Origin of the sequence: Alkalicaulis satelles, assembly GCF_008630495.1 — a bacterium.
Classification (GTDB): domain Bacteria; phylum Pseudomonadota; class Alphaproteobacteria; order Caulobacterales; family Maricaulaceae; genus Oceanicaulis; species Oceanicaulis satelles.
Map to the genome: position 1 here is coordinate 278,274 of NZ_VWOJ01000001.1, position 22,529 is coordinate 300,802.

Annotated in this window: 21 protein-coding genes and 1 tRNA gene; 15 read left to right on the plus strand and 7 right to left on the minus strand. The window is 68.5% G+C overall.

Annotated features, from left to right (window positions below):
• Positions 1-2,130, minus strand: coding sequence for a methylmalonyl-CoA mutase (gene scpA / locus F1654_RS01330; RefSeq protein ID WP_150021706.1), 2,130 nt, complete (start codon positions 2,128-2,130; stop codon positions 1-3).
• Positions 2,127-3,950, minus strand: coding sequence for a methylmalonyl-CoA mutase family protein (locus tag F1654_RS01335; RefSeq protein ID WP_150021707.1), 1,824 nt, complete (start codon positions 3,948-3,950; stop codon positions 2,127-2,129). The genes scpA and F1654_RS01335 overlap by 4 nt, the downstream gene beginning before the upstream one ends.
• A gap of 158 nt (positions 3,951-4,108) precedes the next feature.
• Here F1654_RS01335 and F1654_RS01340 point away from each other — a divergent pair, with 158 nt between their 5' ends.
• The 3 genes from F1654_RS01340 to F1654_RS01350 all read left to right on the plus strand — a co-directional run bounded on the left by F1654_RS01340 (position 4,109) and on the right by F1654_RS01350 (position 7,855).
• A complete protein-coding gene (locus F1654_RS01340; protein WP_150021708.1) occupies positions 4,109-5,716 on the plus strand; it encodes a DUF2793 domain-containing protein in 1,608 nt (535 codons plus the stop codon).
• Between the two features lie 3 nt (positions 5,717-5,719).
• On the plus strand, positions 5,720-5,902 hold the full coding sequence (locus F1654_RS01345; protein WP_150021709.1) for a hypothetical protein: 183 nt from the start codon (positions 5,720-5,722) through the stop codon (positions 5,900-5,902).
• A 102-nt stretch (positions 5,903-6,004) separates the two neighbouring features.
• Positions 6,005-7,855, plus strand: coding sequence for an SLC13 family permease (locus tag F1654_RS01350; RefSeq protein ID WP_150021710.1), 1,851 nt, complete (start codon positions 6,005-6,007; stop codon positions 7,853-7,855).
• Between the two features lie 7 nt (positions 7,856-7,862).
• Here F1654_RS01350 and F1654_RS01355 read toward each other — a convergent pair whose 3' ends face one another.
• Positions 7,863-8,225, minus strand: a complete 363-nt coding sequence (locus F1654_RS01355; protein WP_150021711.1) for a hypothetical protein — start codon at positions 8,223-8,225, stop codon at positions 7,863-7,865.
• Positions 8,226-8,407: 182 nt separating this feature from the next.
• On the opposite strand from F1654_RS01355, the gene F1654_RS01360 reads away from it, so the two are divergent.
• Complete coding sequence (locus F1654_RS01360) at positions 8,408-10,396, plus strand: polysaccharide biosynthesis protein (protein WP_150021712.1); 1,989 nt, start codon at positions 8,408-8,410, stop codon at positions 10,394-10,396.
• Positions 10,397-10,432: 36 nt separating this feature from the next.
• Here the strand turns inward: F1654_RS01360 and F1654_RS01365 are convergent.
• Positions 10,433-10,507: transfer RNA gene (locus F1654_RS01365), tRNA-Thr, on the minus strand.
• A 103-nt stretch (positions 10,508-10,610) separates the two neighbouring features.
• Here F1654_RS01365 and F1654_RS13835 point away from each other — a divergent pair.
• The 10 genes from F1654_RS13835 (at position 10,611) to guaB (ending at position 17,193) form a co-directional block, all read left to right on the plus strand.
• Positions 10,611-10,781 carry a hypothetical protein gene (locus F1654_RS13835; RefSeq protein ID WP_199200414.1) on the plus strand — a complete coding sequence of 57 codons (171 nt, stop codon included), beginning with the start codon at positions 10,611-10,613 and terminating at the stop codon, positions 10,779-10,781.
• A gap of 87 nt (positions 10,782-10,868) precedes the next feature.
• The gene (gene murA, locus F1654_RS01370; RefSeq protein WP_150021713.1) at positions 10,869-12,137 is read left to right on the plus strand and encodes a UDP-N-acetylglucosamine 1-carboxyvinyltransferase; all 1,269 of its coding nucleotides are present in this window, start codon (positions 10,869-10,871) and stop codon (positions 12,135-12,137) included.
• Complete coding sequence (locus tag F1654_RS01375) at positions 12,138-12,599, plus strand: DUF2948 family protein (protein WP_150021714.1); 462 nt, start codon at positions 12,138-12,140, stop codon at positions 12,597-12,599.
• Positions 12,596-13,069: a UPF0262 family protein gene (locus F1654_RS01380; RefSeq protein ID WP_150021715.1), complete on the plus strand. Its 474-nt coding sequence runs from the start codon at positions 12,596-12,598 to the stop codon at positions 13,067-13,069. The genes F1654_RS01375 and F1654_RS01380 overlap by 4 nt, the downstream gene beginning before the upstream one ends.
• A complete protein-coding gene (locus tag F1654_RS01385; protein ID WP_233205053.1) occupies positions 13,066-13,500 on the plus strand; it encodes an arsenate-mycothiol transferase ArsC in 435 nt (144 codons plus the stop codon). Before F1654_RS01380 ends, F1654_RS01385 begins: the two co-directional genes overlap by 4 nt.
• 96 nt (positions 13,501-13,596) lie before the next feature.
• Entirely contained in the window at positions 13,597-13,815 is a 219-nt protein-coding gene (infA, locus tag F1654_RS01390) for a translation initiation factor IF-1 (protein WP_150021716.1), read from the plus strand.
• Between the two features lie 4 nt (positions 13,816-13,819).
• Positions 13,820-14,398: a Maf family protein gene (locus F1654_RS01395; RefSeq protein WP_150021717.1), complete on the plus strand. Its 579-nt coding sequence runs from the start codon at positions 13,820-13,822 to the stop codon at positions 14,396-14,398.
• The gene (locus tag F1654_RS01400) at positions 14,395-15,459 is read left to right on the plus strand and encodes a ribonuclease E/G (RefSeq protein WP_233205054.1); all 1,065 of its coding nucleotides are present in this window, start codon (positions 14,395-14,397) and stop codon (positions 15,457-15,459) included. Before F1654_RS01395 ends, F1654_RS01400 begins: the two co-directional genes overlap by 4 nt.
• On the plus strand, positions 15,456-15,653 hold the full coding sequence (locus tag F1654_RS01405) for a DNA gyrase inhibitor YacG (RefSeq protein ID WP_150021718.1): 198 nt from the start codon (positions 15,456-15,458) through the stop codon (positions 15,651-15,653). The genes F1654_RS01400 and F1654_RS01405 overlap by 4 nt, the downstream gene beginning before the upstream one ends.
• Positions 15,654-15,720: 67 nt before the next feature.
• Positions 15,721-17,193, plus strand: coding sequence for an IMP dehydrogenase (guaB, locus tag F1654_RS01410; protein WP_150021719.1), 1,473 nt, complete (start codon positions 15,721-15,723; stop codon positions 17,191-17,193).
• 15 nt (positions 17,194-17,208) lie between these two features.
• Here the strand turns inward: guaB and F1654_RS01415 are convergent, their stop codons facing one another.
• Together F1654_RS01415 and F1654_RS14070 are read right to left on the minus strand one after the other, a co-directional pair.
• A complete protein-coding gene (locus F1654_RS01415) occupies positions 17,209-17,973 on the minus strand; it encodes an isocitrate lyase/PEP mutase family protein (RefSeq protein WP_150021720.1) in 765 nt (254 codons plus the stop codon).
• Positions 17,970-19,037: a bifunctional transcriptional activator/DNA repair enzyme AdaA gene (locus F1654_RS14070; protein WP_150021721.1), complete on the minus strand. Its 1,068-nt coding sequence runs from the start codon at positions 19,035-19,037 to the stop codon at positions 17,970-17,972. Before F1654_RS14070 ends, F1654_RS01415 begins: the two co-directional genes overlap by 4 nt.
• Before the next feature lie 170 nt (positions 19,038-19,207).
• Here F1654_RS14070 and F1654_RS01425 point away from each other — a divergent pair, with 170 nt between their 5' ends.
• On the plus strand, positions 19,208-19,840 hold the full coding sequence (locus F1654_RS01425; protein ID WP_150021722.1) for a trimeric intracellular cation channel family protein: 633 nt from the start codon (positions 19,208-19,210) through the stop codon (positions 19,838-19,840).
• Here the strand turns inward: F1654_RS01425 and F1654_RS01430 are convergent.
• On the minus strand, positions 19,837-22,434 hold the full coding sequence (locus F1654_RS01430; protein WP_150021723.1) for a M14 family zinc carboxypeptidase: 2,598 nt from the start codon (positions 22,432-22,434) through the stop codon (positions 19,837-19,839). The two genes, F1654_RS01425 and F1654_RS01430, sit on opposite strands and share 4 nt — an antisense overlap.
• Positions 22,435-22,529: the final 95 nt, after the last annotated feature.

Below are 22,529 nucleotides of genomic sequence, written 5' to 3' on the forward strand. Positions count from 1 at the left end.
TCACCCCCCCAGCAAGCCGATAAGCTCCACCGCGCTCTGCGCGATCACCGTGCCCGGCGGGTACACCGCCGCCGCGCCCATGGATTTCAGCTCCGGCACGTCTTCGGGCGGGATGACGCCGCCGACCACGATCAGCATGTCGCCGCGCCCGTCGGCTTCCAGGGCGGCCTTGAGGGCCGGAACCAGGGTGAGGTGGCCGGCGGCCAGTGACGAGGCGGCGACCACGTGGACATCGTTCTCCACCGCCTGGCGGGCGGCTTCCTCGGGCGTCTGGAAGAGCGGGCCGATATCCACGTCCCAGCCCAGATCGGCAAATGCGCTGGCGACCACTTTCTGGCCGCGGTCATGGCCGTCCTGGCCCATTTTCGCGATGAGAATGCGCGGGCGCCGGCCCTCGGCCTGCGCGAATGTGTCGGCGGCTTCGCGCGCGCGGCGCACGGCCTCGTCATCGCCTGCAGCTTTCAAATACACCCCCTGGACCGAGCGGATCTCCGCGGTGTGGCGCCCGAACACCTTTTCCATGGCGTCTGACATTTCCCCCACCGTGGCGCGTGCGCGCGCCGCGTCAATACACGCTGCGAGCAGATTGCCGTCTGCGGCGGCGGCGCGCGAGAGCGCGTCCAGCGCGTTCTGACAGGCGGTTTCGTCGCGCTCGGCGCGCAGGCGCTTGAGCTTGGCGAGCTGCTGCTCGCGCACCTTGCGGTTATCGACTTTCAGGACCGGCACGTCCTCGGGCTCGGTCAGGCGGAACTTGTTGAGGCCGACAATGGTCTGGCGTCCCGAATCGATACGCGCCTGGGCGCGGGCGGCGGCTTCCTCGATGCGCAGCTTCGGCACGCCCTCTTCGATGGCCTTGGCCATGCCGCCCAGCGCGTCGATCTCGGCGATATGGTCCAGCGCGCGCGCAGCCAGATCATGGGTCAGGCGCTCGACAAAATAGGAGCCGCCCCAGGGGTCGATCGCCTCAGTCATCCCCGCTTCGGACTGCAGCACCAGCTGGGTGTTGCGGGCGATGCGCGCGGAGAAGTCGGTGGGCAGGGCCAGCGCCTCGTCCAGCGAGTTGGTGTGCAAAGACTGGGTGTGGCCGTCCACCGCGGCCATGGCCTCGATGGCGGTGCGGGCCACATTGTTGAACACGTCCTGGGCGGTCAGCGACCAGCCCGAGGTCTGGCAGTGGGCGCGCAGGGACAGCGATTTGTCGCTCTTGGGCGCAAAGCGCGCCTTCACCAGCCGCGCCCAGAGCAGGCGCGCCGCGCGCAGCTTGGCGATTTCCATGAAATAATTCATGGAAATGCCCCAGAAGAAGGACAGGCGCGGCGCGAAGGCGTCCACGTCCAGCCCCGCCTTCACGCCCGCAGCGATGTAATCGAGCCCGTCGGCCAGGGTGTAGGCCAGCTCCAGATCGGCCGGGGCGCCGGCCTCCTGCATGTGATAGCCGGAGATGGAGATGGAGTTGTAGCGCGGCATCTCTTTGGCGGTGAAGGCGAAGATGTCGGAGATGATCCGCATGGAGGGCGCAGGCGGGAAGATATAGGTGTTGCGCACCATGAATTCTTTGAGGATGTCGTTCTGGATCGTGCCCGAGAGCTGGGCGGGCTTCACGCCCTGTTCCTCGGCGGCCACGATATAGAGCGCCAGCACGGGAAGCACCGCGCCGTTCATGGTCATGGACACGCTCATTTCGTCCAGCGGTATGCCGTCGAAGAGCTGGCGCATGTCCAGAATGGAATCGATCGCGACGCCGGCCATGCCCACATCGCCGATGACGCGCGGATTATCGCTGTCATAGCCCCGGTGGGTGGCCAGATCGAAAGCCACCGACAGGCCCTTCTGCCCCGCCGCCAAATTGCGCCGGTAGAAGGCGTTGGACTCCGCCGCCGTGGAGAAGCCGGCATATTGGCGGATGGTCCAGGGCCGCTGGACATACATGGTGGGGTAGGGGCCCCGGTGGAACGGGGCCAGGCCCGGCAGGCCGGCGGTGAAGTCCAGCCCCTCGATGTGCTCCCGGTCATGGGCCGGCGCGATGGCGATGCCTTCGGCGGTCTCGAAAGCGGGCGCGTTCGATTGCGGCGCGGGCGCGGTGTCGGGCTGGCCCAGCTCCAGCGTGGTGAAATCGGGATGGCGGCTCATGACGCAACTCCCGTCACGGCGTGGGCGCGCGCGCCGTCGGCCAGCGCATCGCTTCGCATGTGAATGAAATGATCGATACCGCTTATGTCCAAGGGGCGCCCGGCCAGCCACACCTCGCGCGCGCCGGCGGATTTCAGTGCGGCGGCCAGCGCCGCGGCGTGCTCGCCATAGGCCGCATCGGTTCCGCAGATCACCGCCAGCGCCGCGCCCGAGGCTTTGAAGGCGTCAAGGCAGGCGTCCGGCGTGTCATGGGCTTCAGCCGGGATGGCAGCCACGCCCGCCACGGCGAGCCGGTTGGCGGCGAAGCTGGCGCGCGCGCTATAGGCTGCGGCCTCTCCGATGGTGGCGAGGAAGGCTTTCGGGCGCACGGGCTCGGCCGCCTCGCGCAGCGCCTCGAACGGGGCGGCGAAGCGCACCGGCTCCAGCGCCGGCCAGGGCCGGGGCGCGTCCGGCGCGGGTCCGAAGGACGCCGGCGCCGGGCCGGTCTCGACCTTGCGCGCGTCCAGCTCGGGATAGGCGGTGACGCCGATCAGGGCGTCAGAGCCCCTGGCGTAGCGGGCGGCGCGTTTGGCCGCCATCTCCGCCACGTCTCGCGCGAAGGCGCCCGAGGCGATGATGCGGGCCGCGCCGCCGTCCTTTTCGATGGCCTGGAAACGGGTCCAGGCGTTTTGCGCCAGGCGCTCGGCTAGGGTCTCGTGCAGATAGCCGCCGCCCGCCGGATCGGCGGTGCGGCCCACATGGCTCTCTTCCATCAGCAGGATGTGGAGATTGCGCGCCAGGCGCCGGGCAAAGCGCGTGGACGCTCCCATGGCGTGGGTGAAGGCGCGCACCTCCACGCTGTCCGCCCCGCCCGCCGCGGCGGCGAGCCCGGCGCAGGCATTGCGGATGAGATTGGTGTAGGGATCGCGCGCCGACAGCATGCGCGCGCCGGTGACCGCGTGGAGTTTCAGCGCGCGCGCGTCAGCGCTGACGCCGAAAGCTTCCAGAATGCGCGACCACAGCCGGCGCAGGGCGCGCAGTTTGGCGATGGTCAGGTGCACATCGGCGTCGGCGCCCAGCGTCACCTCTATGGCGCCCGCCGCCGCATCGGCGTCCAGCCCGGCATCGATCAGCGCGCGCATCCACGCCGCCCCGGCCGCACAGGCATAGGCCAGTTCCTGGCCCTCGCTGGCGCCGGCCTCATACACGTCATGGGCGCGGATGGTGACCGGGGTGAGGGCCGGAAAGGCGCCCAGCGCCAGCAGCGCGGCTTGCACATGGGCGCCATCGGGCAGGGTCAGGCCCAGCCCGCCGCGCACGCCATCACGCTGATAGCCCTGCTGTTTGAGCCAGGTGATGAAATGCGCGCCCGCGTCCGGCGCATCAAAGGCGGGCGCCAGCCAGACCGGGGCGAGATCGGCCATCACGCCGTCCAGGGTGCGGGCCAGATCGTCGTAGGAACGCACCGCCACGCCCGCGCGGCCCGTGGGATCAAGGCTCAGCGTGATCTCGCTGACCCCGCCGGCCAGATCATCGAGAATCGCGGCGTTGGCGTCCTGCGGATCAGCGAGATCGGCGCGCTGGCGGATGGCCCAGGGCAGGAAGGCGTCGCGCTCAGGTCTGGCGCCCCGGATGAAGGGCGCCGCGCCCGGCGCGCCGGGATCGCAGGCCTCATCGAGGTCAGCACGGGTAAAAAGCGGCCCGCGTGCCAGCCCGTCGAGCGTCTGGCGCACCAGGCTCTCATAGGGCGCGCCCTTGAGCGCGCCGTCCGCCAGCGCGCGCCAGTCCTCTAGGGAAGGGGCCGCAAATCCCTCGGCCAGGGGGCGTACAGAATGCGTCATGGCCACGGGGATTACACCGCGTGCGCCCCGCCGCCAAGCGGTGGGGGCGGCTTGAAGCGCGGGCAGGGCAGGCGGGGATAGGGCGCGCGTCTGTCCGCGTGCCGGTCCGGCGCAGCTAGGCTGCGGCCCATGACATATCCTCCCGCGAAGGACGCGCCATGAGCGACGCCACCCCCCGCCTGGGCCTGCCCTGGCTGATGCCGGCCCAGGCCCAGAAGCATGTGACGGTCAACGAGACCCTGTCGCGCCTGGATGCGCTGGTGCAGGCGCGCGCGCTCAGCGCCAGCGTGACGGCGCAACCGTCCGGCCCCCAGGACGGCGATTGCTACATCCTGCCCGACGGCGCCGGGGGCGAGGCCTGGGACGCATTCGCGCCCGGCGCGCTGGCCTGGTTCCAGGACGGCGTCTGGGAGGCGGTCGCGCCGCGCGCGGGGCTGGTGGCGTTTGTCGAAGACGATGGCGCGCTAAAGGTCCATGACGGGACCGCCTGGCGCGATGCGGGCGCGCTGATCGCCATCCTGTCCAATCTGCAGCGCCTGGGCGTCGGGACCGAACCCGATGACGTCAACCGCTTCGCCGCCAAGCTCAACACCGCGCTCTGGACCGCGCTCACCGAAGGCGAGGGCGGCACGGGCGATCTGCGCTACACGCTCAACAAGGAAGGGCCGGAACATGTGCTTTCGCTCCTGTTCCAGTCGGGCTGGAGCGGGCGGGCCGAGCTGGGCCTGACGGGGACCGATGACGTCTCCTTGCGCGTCTCGCCGGACGGGTCTGAGTGGTTCGAGGCGCTGCGCGTGGAGCGCGCCACCGGCGCAGCGCATATGGGCGCGCTCAGCCTTGAGGCGCTCAATGGCGGACAGCTGGCGGGCCTGCGCAATCAGGTGATCAATGGCCGCTTCGATGTGTGGCAGCGCGGGCCTTCGGCCTATCCCGATATGTGGCGCCAGCTCAGCAGCGGCGGGGGAAGCGTCAGCGCGTCGCGTGAGGATCATCCATCCGGCCAGAGCGATGTCCCGGGCGGCGGCGCGCATTTTCTGCGCTGGAGCGTGGCCGGCTCGCCCTCATCGGCGCCGGCCATCGCCACGCGCATCGAGGATGCGCGCACCCTGTCGGGCGGCCAGGCGGCGCTGAGTTTTTACGTGCGCAGCGATGCAGAGCGCACGCTGCAGGTCCGGCTGATCCAGAATTTCGGGTCGGGCGGTTCACCCGGCGTGCATCTGGCTGACCAGGTCGTGGCCTGTGATGGCGATTGGCGCCGTGTGGTGCTGGTGTTCAGCCTGCCTTCGGTCGCGGGCAAGACCATCGGGCCAGGCAGTTTTCTCGAGGTGCGCGTCACCGGGGCGGCCGAGGCCCTGAGCTGTGACTTTGATCTGATCCAGCTTGAAGCCGGCCCGCTGGCCAGCCTGTTCGAGCATCGCCCCATAGCGCTGGAGCGCCAGCTGTGCCTGCGCTATTTCGAGCGTCTCGAGGCCCTCCATGCCTATGGGTGTTTTGCGCTGGGGTATTCGGTCAACGCCAGTCAAAGCCGGACCTTGCTGACCCACCATCCCAAGCGCGCCACGCCTAGCTATAGCGCCTCGGGCGGGTTTGAGTTCCTGCCCTCCCTGCTCGGCGACATTGATTCTCTGTCTTTCTCCCGTCCGGCCACGGGCCGGGTGGAGCTGGTCGCCCATGTCACGGGCGGCAGCGCGTCTTCGGGCCTGTGCGCCATGCTGCGCGCGGCCAATGACGAAACGGTTCATATCGATATCTCTGCGGAGCTGTGAGCGATGAGCTATATCCGGGCCGAATGGAGCGATGACAGCCAGACCATGATCCGCGCCGAGCGCGCGGACGGGTCCATTGTGTTCATCCCGCCAGACCCGGCCAATGCCGATTACCGGGTCCTGACGGGCGAGGACGGGGCGCCGGCTGTGGAGATTGAACCCTATGAAGAGACCGGCCCGGACTGAGCGGGGCGCTGGAGGCCGGGCCAGGGCGCCCTTGCCGGGTTGGCGCGGCGTGAAAATATGCCAGTTTGCGCGTCTGACTGAAGCAGACGGGGCGCTGCCGGCATGACCCTCGATCAGGGGCTGATCCTTCTCATCCTCGCTTGCGCCATGGGCCTGTTCCTGTGGGGCAGGCTGCGCCATGACATCGTGGCGCTGTGCGCGCTGATGGCGTGCGTGCTGGCCGGGCTGGTTGAGCCTGCAACCGCGTTTGCCGGATTCGGCCATCCCGCCGTGATCACCGTGGCCTGCGTGCTGGTGCTCAGCAAGGGATTGCAGACCTCCGGCGCGGTGGACGTGATCGCCCGCCACGCCCTGCCGTCCGGGGCCGGGCTTCTGGTCTCCATGGGCTCGCTTGTGGCGCTGGGCGCAGTGCTGTCAGGCTTCATGAACAATGTGGGCGCCATGGCGCTGCTGATGCCGGTGGCGGTGCGCCTGGCGGGCCGCTTCGACATGGCGCCGGGCCAGGTGCTGATGCCGCTGGCCTTCGGGACCATACTGGGCGGCATGACCACGCTGATCGGCACGCCGCCCAATCTGATCGTGTCGGGCTTCCGCGCCGATCTGGCCGGCGAGGGCTTCGCCATGTTCGACTTCACGCCCGTGGGGCTGGCGGTGGCGGGCGCTGGCCTGGTGTTCGTGCTGCTGGCTGCGCGCTGGCTGGTGCCGGCCAATCGTTCGGGCGGCGAGGACGAGTTCACCACCGGCGCCTATATGACCGAGGCGCGCGTGGGCGCCAAAAGCCGGGCGGCGGGGCTGACCCTGCGCCAGGTGGAGGATCTGTTTGAGGATGCGGACGCCCAGGTGCTGGCCATTATCCGCAAGGATGTGCGCATCACCGCGCCCCACCGCCGGCGCAAGGTGCTGGCCGGCGATATTCTGGTGCTGGAAGCCGATGTGGAGGATCTGCCCGATGTGCTCTCGGCCCTGGGGGTGAAGCTGGAGGAGCGCGGCGCCTCCACACCGGCGCGCGCCGAGGCGCGCGACACCGCCTCCACCCGGTCAAAGGCCCGCGACAGCGAGGACGGGGAGGGCGCGCGCACGCGCGATGACGGGTCTGATGAAATCGTCCTGCGCGAGTTCGTGGTGCTGCCCGAAGCTCTGATGACGGGCCGCTCGGCGCGCGATCTTCACTTGCGCACCCGGTTCGGCATCAATCTGCTGGCGGTGTCGCGTGACGGCCAGCGCTCGCGCGCGCGCCTGCGCACCATGAAAATCCGCGCCGGTGATCTGCTCCTGCTGGAAGGCGCGCCCGAGGCGCTGGCCGATTTCGCCTCCGATATGGGCCTGGCCCCGCTGGCCGAGCGCGAACTGCGCGTGCCCGAACCGCGCAAGGCCATCATCGCCAGCGTGATCATGGCCGGCGCAGTGGGCGGGGCGGCGTTCGGGCTATTGCCCGCAGCCATCTCCTTCGCCATGGGGGTGGCGGCTTCGATGATCACCGCCACCGTGCCGCCGCGCACCGCCTATCAGGCGATTGACTGGCCGGTGGTGGTGCTGCTGGCCGCGCTGATCCCGGTGGCCGGCGCCATGGAGACCACGGGCGTGGCCGGCCTGATCGCCGACGGCCTCATCGGCACGGTGGCCATGGGCAACGCCATTCTGGCGCTGGCGGCGATCCTGATCGTGACCATGTTCCTGTCAGACCTGATGAACAACGCCGCCACCGCCGCGGTGATGTGCCCGGTGGCCATCGGCGCGGCGGCGGTGCTGGGAGTGAATGCGGACGCCTTCCTGATGGCGGTGGCCATCGGCGCCTCATGCGCCTTCCTCACCCCTATCGGCCATCAGAACAATACGCTGATCCTGGGGCCGGGGGGCTTCCGTTTCGGCGATTACTGGCGTCTGGGCCTGCCGCTGGAAGCCGTGGTGGTGGCGGTCAGCCTGCCCATGCTGTTGTGGATCTGGCCGCTGTGAGGCGCGTTCAGCGCGCCAGCGCGCCGGTCACGGCCCGGATCAGCGCCATGGCGCCCAGCACCAGCACGGTGGATGCGAGCATGAGCAACATGAACATCACCGGCGCGCCCGACAGATAAAGCGTCAGCCGGGCCGCATCCCCGGCGCCCAGCGGGGAGTTGAGGATCACGTTCGAGACCCAGTTGCCGGCCTTGAACAGGGCCTTGAGCACGCCCGGATTGTCGTTTTCGAGCCATAAAAACAGCACCAGCGTCGTGGCCGGGATGGCCATCAGCGTCAGCCCGGTGCGCACCGCCCATCCGGTGAAGGCCGCTGCTGGCCCTGCAGATGATGCAGGCGCAGGCGCATGGATTTCAGACATGTTCGGCATCGCACCCTCCCCGGTCCCGCCGCCAGCGGCGTCAGCCCTAACCTTCGCGGCGCACCGGCGCGGTACTGTGGCGCAATTGCGGCGATTTCCCGGCGAGGGACCGGCGAGGCGATCAGGCTTTGCCCTGAGTGCGATTGCGGTCTAGAACCGTTCTGAGGGGAACACGAACCGGCTGGACCATAATGAAACGCCTGAAAACGTCATTATCAGCGGGCGCGCTGGCGCAATCAGCATTTGCACGGCTCATCGCGCTGCGCGCCTCGCACAAGCGCACCCTGAAAGTCCTGTTCGACGCCGCCAGCCTGGCCGCCGCTTTCGTGCTGGCCATGGCGCTGTATTCGCAAAGCCTGGCCTTCGCCTCGGACTGGCAGGTGTGGGGCGTGCTGGCCCTGGTGATCGCAACGGCCCTGATCATGTTCATGCAAGGCGGGCTCTATGCGTCCCTGGGCGTGGACCGGGATGTGGATATCTTGCGGGTCTCGGGGCTGGGCGCGCTGGTCTCGGCCCTGCTGCTGCTATTGCTCAGCGCCACGGGGCCGGTGGACCTGCCGCTGGGCGCGGCGGTTATCTATCTGTCGCTGGCGGTGTGCCTGACCGGCGGGGTGCGCGTGGCTGTGCGCGCGCTGTTCTGCGACCATCAGGTGCGCGCCAAGGAGCGCGTGCTGATCTATGGCGCGGGCGATGCCGGGCGCCAGCTGCTGGCGGCCCTGCGCGAGCGGGGCGAGCATGCGCCGGTGGGGTTTCTCGATGACGACCCCCTTCTGCATGGCGCGCGCATAGGCGGGCTGGAAGTGTTTGATCCGGCCGATATCGGCCATGCGGCGGGCCTGGTGCGCGCCGATGCGGTGTTCCTGGCCCTGCCCAGCGCCAGCCGGGCGCGCCGCAAGGGCATTCTCGACCAGCTCGAGCGCTATGATCTGCGCATCCAGACCGTGCCGGACATTCATGACATCCTGTCGGGCCGCGCAGCGGTGTCCCAGATCAGCGAGGTGACCGCCGAGGACCTTCTGGGCCGCGATCCCATCGCGCCGGACCCGGAGCTGATGGGCGCCACCATTCGCGGGCTCACCGTGATGGTCACCGGGGCGGGCGGGTCTATCGGATCGGAGCTGTGCCGGCAGATCCTCAGCCAGGCGCCCGCGCGCATCGTCCTGCTCGATCAGTCTGAATACGGTCTCTACGAGATCGAGCGCGCCCTGAAGGCGCGCAAGGCCGAGTGCGAGATCATCGCCAAGCTGGGCTCGGTGGGCGATGATGCGCGCGTGGCCACGCTGCTGGAGCGCTACCGGGTCAACACCATTTTCCACTGCGCCGCCTACAAGCATGTGCCGCTGGTGGAGGACAATGTCATCGCCGCGGTGCGCAACAACACGCTGGGCACGCTGGCGCTGGCGCGTCAGGCGGTGGCGGCGGGCGTGTCGGCCTTCATCCTGGTGTCCACCGACAAGGCGGTGCGTCCGGCCAGCGTCATGGGCGCCACCAAGCGCCTGGCCGAGCTGATCTGCCACGCCCTGGCCGCATCCCAGACCACGACGCGCTTTACCGTGGTGCGCTTCGGCAATGTGCTTGATTCCTCCGGCTCGGTGATGCCGCTCTTCCGCCAGCAGGTCGGGCAGGGCGGGCCGGTGACCGTCACCCACCCGGACGTGACGCGCTATTTTATGACCATGTCCGAAGCCGCCCAGCTGGTGATCCAGGCCGGCGCCCTGTCCAATGGCAATGGCGTCTATGTGCTGGATATGGGCGAGCCGGTGCGGGTGGTGGATCTGGCCTTCCGCATGGTGCGTCTGGCCGGGCAGAGGCCCTTTCTCAAGGGCTCCATGGCGCCGGGCGATATCGAGATCCGCTTCACCGGCCTGCGCGCGGGCGAGAAGCTCCATGAGGAATTGCTGATCGGCGAGGCGGCCGAACCCACCCGTCATCCGCGCATTCTCAGCGAGACCGCCATCGCCCCCGAACTGTCCGATATGGAGGCGCTGATCAACCGCATCGCCGCCGCCTGCGAGGCCGGCGATGCGCCCGGCGTGGTCGCCCTGATGAGCGAGCCCGAGATCGGCTATGATCCCGACGCCCTGTCCGGCCCCGGCGTGGTCAAGCTCGACCCCCGCCCCGGCGCCCGCCCGGCCCCGGCCAGCGCAAGCCCCGCACAGGACAACCGCCCGGCGCAGTAGCGGGCGAGGGCGGTTGGCGATGCCGGTGAAAATCCCTGGTGCTGCCGGAGAGATTTGAACTCTCGACCTCTCCCTTACCAAGGGAGTGCTCTACCCCTGAGCTACGGCAGCAAATCGGGGCCGCCCTGTCGGCGGAGCAGGGGCTATAGCGCATCGTTTCACTCCCGCCAAGGCCGGGCTTGACCCCAGTTGCAGGCGGCGCCATTCCAGTCTCATGACACGCTCTGCACCCGATACAGCTCCGCCTGCGCCTGACAGCCGCGAGGTGCGCCTGGCCGAGGCCCTGCGCGCCAATCTGCGCCGGCGCAAGGCGCCGCGCCGCGATGAGGCCGAAGCCGGGGCTCAGGCCGGGCCGGGCCCGGCGCCGTCATCACAGGCTGAGTAAGCTGCGCCCCTTGCGCGCCGCGCCGGACGCGCGCACATGGGGTCTGATTTTTCATCCACGGTTTCAGCACAGGGCGGTTTTGGCTTCATGGACCAGATTGTCATTCGCGGCGGACGCCCGCTTCAGGGCGTCATTCCCATCTCCGGCGCGAAGAACTCCGCCTTGAAGCTGATGGCCGCCGCGCTGCTCACCGACGGCCCGCTGGTTCTGTCGCGCATGCCGCGCCTGGCCGATGTGCGCTTTCTGGGCCAGCTGCTGGCGCGTCTGGGCGTTGAGGTGGAGGAACAGGCCGGCGCGCGCCTGCGCCTGCATGCGCGCGATCTGAACGAGCCGTTCGCGCCCTATGATCTGGTGCGCAAGATGCGCGCGAGCTTCAACGTGCTCGGCCCCCTGATCGCGCGCCAGGGCCGCGCCCGGGTCTCGCTGCCCGGCGGCTGCGCCATCGGCGCGCGCCCGGTCAATCTGCACCTGATGGCGCTGGAGGCGCTGGGCGCTGAAATCGAGCTGTCGGAAGGCTATGTGAACGCCCGCGCGCCCAAGGGGCTGACCGGTGCGCACATCGTCTTTCCCATGGTCTCGGTGGGCGCCACCGAGCACGCCATGCTGGCCGCCGTGCTGGCGCGGGGCCAGAGCGTGCTGGAGCATTGCGCGCGCGAGCCCGAGATCGCCGATCTGGCCGGCTGCCTCAACGCCATGGGCGCGAAAATCACCGGCGCGGGAACCGACACCATCACCATCGAGGGCGTGGAGCGCCTGAACGGCGCGGACTGGACCGTCACGCCCGACCGGATCGAGACCGGCACCTACGCCATCGCCGCCGCCGCGGCGGGCGGGCGGGTGCGCCTGGAGGGCGTGGTTCCCGATCATAATCACGCATTATGGGACTTGCTGGGCCGCGCGGGCGTGGAGATCGCCCTGGGGGCTGACCATGTCGATATCGCCCGCTCGGGGCCTTTACGCGCCGTGGACATGCAGACCGAGCCTTTTCCGGGTTTTCCCACGGACGTGCAGGCCCAATATATGGCGCTGATGACCCAGGCTGACGGAGCCAGCGTGATTCGCGAGACCATTTTCGAGAACCGCTTCATGCATGCGCCCGAACTGGCGCGCCTGGGCGCGCGCATTGATGTGCGCGGCAATGAGGCGATCGTGCGCGGCCCGGTGAAGCTCAAGGGCGCCCAGGTCATGGCCACGGACCTGCGCGCCTCGGTCAGCCTTGTCATCGCCGCGCTGGCGGCGGAAGGTGAGACCGTGGTGAGCCGCATCTACCATCTCGACCGGGGGTTCGAGCGGCTTGAAGACAAATTGTCCGCCTGCGGGGCCGATATCGCGCGCCGCAGCGAGGAGACCGCCTGAATGTCATCCGAGCGTGCGCTGCGCCTGATCGCCCAGAACCCTGAAGATCTGCCGGTGCTGTCGGCGGCGCTGCAGGACGCCGCCGGGACGCTGGGCGATTTCCAGTATGAGCCAAAGGCGCGCCGCTTCACCCTGGCGCTCAACCGCTATCGCTGGGAAGGCCCGGCGCGCGGGCGGGGCGAGCGGGTGCGCGCCGCCTTGCAGATCGGCTCGGTGCTCTCGGTGCGCTCCCAGCGCCTGAAACAGGGCGCGCGCGATGCGGTGGTCAATCTCCTGGCGCTCAGCTTCGAGCCGGGCGAAGCGCCCGGCGGCGCGCTGATCCTCACCTTCTCCGGCGGCGGCGCCTTGCGCCTGGAGGTGGAATGCATCGACGCGGCGCTGGCCGATGTGTCGCGTCCCTGGCGCGCCATGGCCCGTCCCGGTCATCCTGACGCGTCCGGCGGCAAGGCGGCGCCCTCATGAGCGAGCATCGCCTGATCGCGGTGGAGCTGGACCAGATCTCCATCGGCAAGGCCGATGAGGCGGTCGAGCATGAGCGCCGGGTCGCCATCGCTGACCTGCTGGATTCCAACGTGTTCGAGCCGGCCGGCGCCGAGGGCGGCCCCTATGCGCTGCGCCTGGCCATCGAGGACCAGCGCCTGGTGTTCGACGTCAAGACGCAGGACGGACGTCCGGTGCGCATGTTCGTATTCTCGCTGGGGCCGCTGCGGCGCATCCTGAAAGACTATTTCCTGATGTGCGACAGCTATTACGCCGCGGTGCGCGATGCGCCGCTGGCCCAGATCGAAGCCATCGATATGGGCCGGCGCGGGGTCCACAATGAGGGCTCTTCGCTGTTGCGCGAGCGTCTGGCGGGCAAGATCGAGGTGGATTTCGACACCGCCCGGCGCCTGTTCACCTTGATCTGCGCCCTGCACCGGAGAGGCGCGTGAGCGCGGCTGACGTCCCGACCGTGGTGTTTGTATGCGCCCGCAATGCGGTGCGCTCGCCCATGGCCGAGCGCCTGTGGCGGCGCCGCTTCGGTCCGCGCGCCCTGGTCATGTCCTGCGGCGTGGAGCCTGCGCCCTGGCCGGACGGGTTCATGATTGCGGTGATGGACGAGCTGGGCGAGGACCTCAGCACATTCGAATGCCGCGACATGGAATCCACCGCCGACGCGCCGGTGGAGCTGGTGGTGTGCCTGGCGCCCGAGGCCGCCGAGGCCGCCAGTGCTTTCGCCGAGCGCCGCGGGGCGGCGTACGAGTTCTGGCCGGTGGCCGATCCGGCCCGGGTGGAGGGCGTGCGCCAGGCGCGCCTGGACGCTTATCGCGCCACCCGTGACCTGATCGCCGAGCGGGTTGCGCGCTGGCGCGATGCGCCCTGACGCTCTGGAGGCTCGACGCGGGCGGGGAGAGCGGACTATATAGCGCCGTCGCGCTGCTGGGCCGCATCAGACCGGCGCAAAAACAAGAGGAGCCGCATGGCGAAGGAAGAACTGCTCGAGTTTCCCGGCGAAGTCGTCGAACTCCTGCCCAACGCGACCTTCAAGGTCCGCCTTGAGAACGAACACGAGATCATCGCCCATACCGCCGGCAAGATGCGCAAGAACCGCATCCGCGTGCTGGCCGGTGACAAGGTGCTGGTCGAGATGACGCCCTATGACCTGACCAAGGGGCGCATCACCTATCGCTTCAAGTAATCCCGTGACCGCATCGCGCGCGCCCCTGGTGCTGGCGAGCGCGTCGCCGCGCCGCCAGGCGCTGCTGACGCGCATCGGCGCGCCGCCGGACCAGATTGCGCCCGCCGATATCGATGAAAGCCCGCTGGCCGGGGAAACGCCGCGCGAGCATGCCGGCCGGCTGGCGCGCGGCAAGCTGGACGCCAGAGATCATCCCGGATGCTATGTGCTGGCCAGCGATACCGTGGTGGCGGTGGGCCGGCGCATCTTGCCCAAGACGCTGGCGCGCGCTGAAGCCGAGCTTTGCCTGCGGCTGCTTTCAGGGCGCAATCACAAGGTTTTCACCGCTGTGGCCGTGCGCGCCCCGGACGGGCGCGCCGCCAGCAAGCTGAGCGAGACCCGGCTGAAGATGAAACCGCTGAGCGAGGCGGAGATCGCGTCCTATCTCGACAGCGGCGAGTGGCAGGGCAAGGCGGGCGGCTATGGCATTCAGGGCCGGGCCGGGGCGTTCATCGTCTCGCTGACCGGATCGTATACGGGCGTTGTCGGCCTGCCGGTCTATGAGACCCGCCAGCTGCTGACCGGACTGGGGTACAGGTTTTGAGAATCGTCGCCGCCGATCATGTGGGTGAGACCCGCGCCGCCGTCATCGATGGCGAGCGGGCCGTGGAGCTGCATCTCGAACGCTGGAGCGAGCGCGGCCAGCGCGCGCAGCGCGGCGAGGTCTATCGCGCGCGGGTGGTGAAGGTGGAAGCCGGGCTCAATGGCGCCTTCTGCGAGCTGGGCCGGGGGCCGGCGGGCTTCCTGCCGTTTGGCAAGGCGGGCCGCCCGGACGGGCTGCACGAAGGTGCAGCGATTGGCGTGCAGGTCCAGCGCGAGGCGTTTCAGGAAAAAGGCCCCACGCTCGCCCTGTTCGAGGTGGCGCCCGGCGAAGCGCCTGAAGCCGTGATCACCGCGCCGCCTCTGGCCGAGCGCCTGTCCATGGCGTTCGACGCGCCGGTGCGCAGCCCGAAAGAAGCCGGCATCGATCTGGACGCCCTGTTTGACGAGGCGCTGGAGCCGGTGGTTGCGCTGCCTGGCGGCGGGCGTCTGGTGATCGAGCCGGTCACCGCGCTCACCGCCATTGATGTGGATGCCGGCGCGCGCGCCAATCCGGGCGGGGCGGGGCGTCTGGCCATGGATCTCAACAAGCTGGCTGCGCGCGAGGCCGCCCGCCAGATCCGCCTGCGCGGCATTGGCGGGGTGGTGGCCATCGATTTCCTGCCGCTGAAAAAGCGCGCCGATCAGGCCGCCCTGGACCAGGCCCTGCGCGGGGCTTTCCGCAATGATCCGGCCAAGGTGGACATCGCCCCGGCCTCGCGCTTCGCCATCGTCGAGCTGGCCCGCCAGCGCCTGGGCCGGGCGCTGCACGAGATCAGCTGGGAGCGCTATGGCGTTGCAAGCGTGGAGACCGCAGCGCTGGCCGCCCTGCGCGGGCTGGAGCGCGAGGGCGCGGCCAATCGCGGCGCGCGCCTGACCCTGCAAGTCGGCGCGGATATTCACGCCTGGCTGGACGCCGACCCCATCGGCTGGCGCAAGGCCATGAAGTCGCGTCTGGGCGAGCGATTCACGCTGGAGCTGGCGGCCGCGCTCGGCCCCCGCGCCCATCAGGCCCATGCGTCATGAGCGCGCGCCGTCACAAGTCCGGCTGTCCGATCTGCGGCCAGCCCGTGGTGAAAGCCTACCGCCCGTTCTGCTCGCGCCGCTGCGCCGATGCGGATCTGGGGCGGTGGTTCTCGGGCGCCTACGCGGTGCCGGGCGAGCCGGTGGATCCGGCCGATCTGCCGCCGGCGCCCCAGGAGGGGACTGAGCGCGATTGAGCGCCTCCCCTTGCCCTTTGCGCCAGACCTGTTAAGTCGGCCCCGCAAGAGAGAAGGAGGCCTCCCCATGCAGATTCGCGAGGGGCTCACCTTTGACGACGTGCTCTTGCAGCCCGGCGCGTCCGAGGTTTTGCCCGCCCAGGCTGACGTGCGCACCCGCGTGACCGCGTCTATCCCCTTGAACATCCCGATCCTGTCGGCGGCCATGGATACGGTCACCGAGGCCAATCTGGCCATCGCCCTGGCCCAGGCCGGCGGCATGGGCGTGATCCACCGCAATCTCACCAATGTGGAGCAGGCCGAGGAGGTCCGCCGGGTCAAGCGCTTTGAGAGCGGCATGGTGGTCAATCCCATCACCATCACGCCTGAAGCCACGCTGGCCGATTTGCGCGCCCTGATGGAGCGCCACCGCATCTCCGGCATTCCGGTGGTGGAGGCGGGCGCGGGGCCCAATGGCAAGCTGGTGGGCATCATCACCAATCGTGATGTGCGCTTCGCCGATGACTTGAGCGCCTCTGTCGCCTCGCTGATGACGCGCGAGAATCTGGTCACGGTCATGCCCGGCGTCGATCAGGCCGAGGCGCGCCGCCTGCTGCACAAGCACCGCATTGAACGCCTGCTGGTCGTGGACGAGGGCGGGCGCTGCGTCGGTCTCATGACCGTCAAGGACATGGAAAAGGCCCAGGCCCATCCCAGCGCCGCCAAGGACGAGCACGGGCGCCTGCGCGTGGCGGCGGCCACCACGGTGGGCGATGCGGGCTTTGATCGCGCCGAGGCGCTGATGGATGCGGGCGTGGACGTGCTGGTGATCGACACCGCCCACGGCATGTCGGCCAGCGTCATTGAACAGGTGCGCCGCATCAAGAAAGCCTCCAACAAGACGCAAGTAGTGGCCGGCAATATCGCCACCTATGACGGCGCGCGCGCTTTGTTCGATGCGGGCGCGGACTGCGTGAAAGTGGGCATCGGGCCGGGCTCGATCTGCACCACCCGCGTGGTGGCGGGCGTGGGCGTGCCCCAGCTGACCGCCATCATGGACGCCGCGCGCGCCCGCCAGGGCTTTGACGGCGCGGTGATCGCCGATGGCGGGGTGAAGTATTCAGGCGATTTCGCCAAGGCCATCGCGGCGGGCGCCGATTGCGTGATGATGGGCTCCATGCTGGCCGGCACCGAGGAAGCGCCCGGCGAGGTGTTCCTGTTCAAGGGCCGCTCCTACAAGGCCTATCGCGGCATGGGCAGCGTCAGCGCCATGGCCCGCGGCTCGGCGGACCGGTATTTCCAGAAGGAAGTCACCGACGCCATGAAGCTGGTGCCCGAAGGCATTGAGGGCCAGGTGCCCTACAAGGGCCCGGTGGGGCCGATCCTGCACCAGATGGTCGGCGGGCTTCGCGCCGCCATGGGCTATACCGGCGCAGCCACCATCGCCGACTTCCAGGCCAGGGCCGAATTTGTGCGCATCACCAATGCGGGCCTGCGCGAAAGCCATGTCCACGACGTGACCATCACCCGCGAGGCGCCCAACTATCCCACGCCGGGTTGACCCAAAGCGAGCCCGTCAGGCGGCGAATGCCGCGCGCGACGCGCTGCTCAGCCCGTTCATCGCCGTGATAAATGGCGCAGGACCGAAGCTGATCCGGCGCACGCCAGCTTCGCGCAGGGGCCTAATGGCATCAGGAGCATTGACCATAATATTGAGTGGCGCTGCGATCGCCGACACGGCCTCGGCCACGAGGGTCAGGTCGGACAGGCCGGGCAGGAATATGCCGTCTGCGCCAGCGGCGAGATAGGCTTCGGCACGCCGCACCGATTCGGTCAGCCGGCTAGCCTGCGATGCGGCGTCATCCACGCCGCCGCTAAAAAACACATCGCAGCGCGCATTGATGAAGGCGTCCAGCCCGTGCGCAGTCAAGCTCTTGCGTATGGCCGCGATCCGCTCGGCTGCAGCTTCCACATGCACCAGTCCGTCGCCTGAGGGGTTGCGATCCTCCAGATTAATGCCCGCCACGCCCGCCTGGACGATGGTCACCACGCTGCGCGCCGCAGCCTCCGCGCTAGCGCCATAGCCGGTCTCCACGTCCATACTGACAGGCAGGCTGACTGTGGCGGCGATGCGACGCGCGCAGTCCACTAGGCGGTCGAACGGAAGGTGTTCACCGTCGGCATACCCTTGCGCCGCAGCCACAGCCCAGCTGCTGGTGGCGATGGCGCTGGCCCCGCTTTCGGCGATCGTCTTGGCGCTGCCCGCATCCCAGACATTGAACAGTACAAGGGGCGCGGCGGAGGCATGCAGGCTTCTAAATCGGGCGGCCAAGGTTGTCATGGTGCGGGTATCCCGGTTTGAGGTTGAGGCGTGTGTTCGAGGTCCAGCAGAGCGCGCTTGCGGTGCAGTCCGCCGCCATAGCCGGTAAGAGCGCCGTCCGCGCCTATGACCCGGTGGCAGGGGATGATAATCGCGATCTGATTGAGCCCGTTGGCCCGCGCGACAGCGCGGCTGGCGCCGGGACGGCCCATGGCGGAGGCTATCTGCCCATAGCTGCGAGTCTCGCCGCGCGGGATATCCTGAAGATGGCGCCATACCTCCCGCTCGAACGGGCCGCCATGCAGGGCCAAAGGCGTCTTGAAACTCACCGCTTCACCGGCAAAATAAGCATTCAGCTCCATCTCTATCAGGTCGTGGATCGGGCGCCGTGAGCATCCCAGCCCGTCCGGGCTGGAATTGGCGAGGCGTTGCAACTCGCCTGCAAGCGCCCTGCGGTCCATGAACTCCAGCAGGTGAAGCCGGTCCGTATCGCAAACCGCGATCATTGTCCCCAGAGGCGTTGGGATGGGTGTTGCCTGCAGGCTTGCGTCCGTTCGGAACGCGCCGGGCGCAAGGCCCAGGAAACGGGCCATAGCCGCGCGGAACCCGCTCGCGGATTCGTAGTTTGCGGTCAGCTGTGCGCCGATCACGCTATCGCCTCCGCCCAGGGCTGAGAGGCCTTCCTGCACCCGGCGAAGACGCGCCAACTCCAGAAAAGTTAAGCCAAGTTGGCGCCGGAAGGCCCGGCGGACGGTAGATGGATCATGGCCCAAGGCGATCAGATCGCTCTCCCGCCACCGGCGGCCCGGATCGGCCTCCAGCGCCTGAACCAGCGACGCCACGAGCGGTTCCATCCCGTGTTCTAGCGGCTTGCAGCGCCTGCATGGGCGAAAGCCAGCTTCTAAACAAGCTGCGGCGCTGTCGAGAAACCGGCAATTCTCGCGCTTGGGCTTACGAGCCGGACAAGTGAGACGGCAGAAAATCCCCGTACTTGTAACGCCCACGAAGGCGCGGCCATCCCAGCGCACTTCCCGTGCTATCAGGGCTTCATAAAGCTCGGCGTCAGACGGCAAAACGTTTTTCATGCAAGCTGGCCTAGCAGTGTTCCGATCCTGACATCGACGAAATTCGGGCGTTTATTCGAAGAATTAGTCGGTCACAGAGAGTGCAGGTCAATTCACGCCCGGCATTGGCTATGCTGGCGCAGTCGCGCACGCTCGGCTATGGCTGGCGGTGAAGCCGCAAGGGTCTGGCCATGAGCGTGGCGCTGGTGTTCTCCATCCTCGATTTTGCGGGGATTTTCTTCTTTGCGGCCACCGGCGGCATTTTGTCGGCGCGCAAGCAGCTGGACCCGTTCGGCGCCGCCGTGATCGGCGCGGTGACGGGCATGGGCGGGGGCACGGTGCGCGATATCGTGCTGGGCCGTTTGCCGGTCTACTGGGTTGAATCGCCTGAATATCTCGCCGTCGCGGTGGCCGGCGGGATCATCGGCTATTACGGCTCGGAGATCGTGCGCGGCGAGATCGGCGCGCGGCGTGCAGCGATGATCTGGGCCGACGCCATCGGCCTGTCGGTGTTCTGCGTGATCGGCGCGCAGGCCGGGCTGTCGGTGGGCGCGCACTGGTCCATCGCCATGCTCACCGGGGTGATGAGCGCGGCCTTTGGCGGGCTGTTGCGCGACGTGATCCTCAATGACGTGCCGCTGATCCTGCGCGCCGAGATCTACGCGCTGGCCGCCCTGTTCGGCGCCGGGCTCTACGTGCTGGCGGTGGCGCTGGGGCTGGGCGAGGGGACGGCGGCCATCGCCGGGGCGCTGGGCGCGTTTGTGATCCGGGGATGCGCCATCCGGTTCGGCTGGAGCATCCCCACGATCGGCAAGCTGGATTAGTTCAGCTCCGCCTCATCCTCATACAGCCCGCGGCTGCCATCCATCACCGATGAGAAGAAGATGGCGTTCATGAGCAGGCGCTCCGTGCCGGGATAGGTGGCGCGGAAGACCGGATTGTCAGCAAACAGGATCACCGAACCGCGGCCCTGGCGGCGCACGGTGACGGCGGGCGTGCCTGCAATCTCCTCAAGACGATGGCGCGAGGCGTAACCGCTCAGAAGCGGGTTCTGCGCGTATTGCACCGGCGTGGCGAAGGGATCGTCGGGCCGGGTCAGGGTGAAGGCGGTGTTGCGGTTGACCGGCAGCTTGCGCGCGCCATAGCCCCAGCCGATGGGGTGGGTGACATCCAGATCGGTCTCGAAAATCGCCCCGGCCAGAATGTGCTCGGCGTCACGCACCTGCATCTGGTTGAAGTCCAGGCGCAGCGGGCTGTCGTTTTCAGGCCGGGCGGGTTCGGGCGCCTCGATATCGAGCAGGCGGCGCTCGGCCCATTGGGCGCCCTGGCGGGCGCCGATCACGGTTCCGCCCGAGCGCACCCAGCGCGACAGGATGTCCTTTGTGGCGTCATCCATCGAGGGATTGCCGCCGGGCAGGATCAGATGGGTGTAGTTGGTCCAGTCCAGCCGGGCGAGCCGGCTGGCCGGAACCAGCAGCACGGCCATTTCATGCTGGTGGTCGAGCGTCCACCACATCTCCCCGGCGTCATTCCAGGAGATGCCGTCATCAAACGCGATGACCACCTTGGGCGCGGTCAGGGTGCGGAACACCGTCCAGGCGCCCAGATCACGGCCGATATTGCGGGTCAGGCCCGTGGCGGCGGCGGCCACCGGCACGCCGTCCTCGCGCGCGATGGTCTCCATCAGGGCGTGGATTTGCGACGGCGTCTGGTCCTGGCGGGCCAGCGGCACGAACACCGAGCCGCGCCCGAACTCGCGGTCGCCCTGGGTGGTGACCAGGGTGAAGGGCTCGCGCGCGGCGCGCGCCATCAGCCCGGCCTCCAGCACGCGGTTCAGCGCACGCGGCGCAAATGTGTGCGACCAGTCAAATACATAGCCATAGGGCGCGCGGTCGGGCGCGGGCGCGCTCTGGAACGCGCCCTCGGCCAGATCACCCAGAGGCAGGGGCGAGAACATGCCGCCGGGCAGGGCGTCATATTGAAGATTATAGGCCAGCGGCAGCGTCCAGCCCGACACATCGTAGAACACATTCTCCTCAAACTCGGTGAAGCGCTCGAAAATGCCGCGGATCAGCCGGTGCTGGAGCTGGCGGGCCGGGACGATGAAGCTCTCGCCAGCCCGGTAGGCGCCGCGGCTGGCGCGGATATCGCGCGCGGCGGCGTAGACCTCGATGTCATGGGTGCGCAATAGCCGCACGAAACGCCGCGCGCGCTCGGGATCGCCGGGCGCGGTGAACACCCAGGCCTGGGCGTTGGCGCGGGCGGCCTGGCGGGCGTTTTCGGCGAAGAAATCGCGCTGGAAGGCGATCAGATCGTCGCGGATGTCCAGCGCGCCCTGAACCGTGGTCAGGGCGGTGCGGAACTGGGTGCGCACATTGTCGGCATTGGTCACCAGGCCATGCTCGGACATGATCTGGCCGCCGCGCGCCGCGCCCGCCTCGAACAATATGCCCAGCGAGCCCGAGAGCTGGGGATAGGTCGAGCCCTTGCCGATATAGAAATTGTCGAACACTTCCTGGGTGGCGTAGAGGCGCGCCTCGGAATCCATGAAGGCGGCGTGGCGCCGGGCGATCTCATAGGTCAGCTCGCGGGCGCGCACATTGATCAGCGGATTGCGCCGGGTCTCCACGCCGGGATGGAAATAATAGGGCGAGTTGTGACCCATCTCGTGATAATCGCCGGTCACCATGGGCTTCCAGCTCTGCCAGGCGGTGGTGATGGCCACCGCTTCGGGCTGGGTCAGCAACAGCCATTGGCGGTTCAGGTCAAAGCCGTAATGATTGACCCGCGCCAGACCCCACAGATTATGGATCTCGTGGGCCGGGTCGGTGACCGGCACGCGGCTGGAGAAGCGCTCCACATGGTCGATGCGCCGGGCATGGCCGTCCGGGTTATGGGTGACGGTGGCCAGGATCACGGTATTGGCCAGCGTTTCCTCGATCTCCTCGCCGCGCGCGGCTGCGAAGTGATGCAGGAAGGGGATGGCCGCGTCCATGGACGAGGTTTCCGCGCCGTGGACGCCGTAATTGATCCACACCACGATGGGCGCGGCGTCCGCCGGGGCGTCGCCGCGCAGGCGGGCCAGGTGGGCGGCGCGGATCTCGTCCAGGCGGGCGTGGTTTTCGGGGCTGGTGATGGTGAATTTCAGGATCGGACGGCCCTGATGGGAGCGCCCGATCTCGTTGACGATGAGACGGTCCGAGGCTTGCGCCAGATAGCGCACATAGCCAAGCAGGTCCTCATAGCCCACCACGCGCTCGCCGATCTCGTAACCGGCGTGATCTTCAAACACCGTGACCGCCGGATCGTACTCCACGCCCTCCACCTGGAAGAAGCTGGCCGGTTCGGCCAGCGCCGCCGGCGTTGCAAAAGCGATAGCGGTCAGCGCCGTGAGGGCGGCGCGCCAGGTCTTGATCATGATGTCTCCCCGCGAGGCAGTCGTGGCGGCGCGCCAGGCGCGCGTCTTTTGTGAGCCCCGGACCTTAGCGGATGCGCATCGCCGCCGCCAATGCT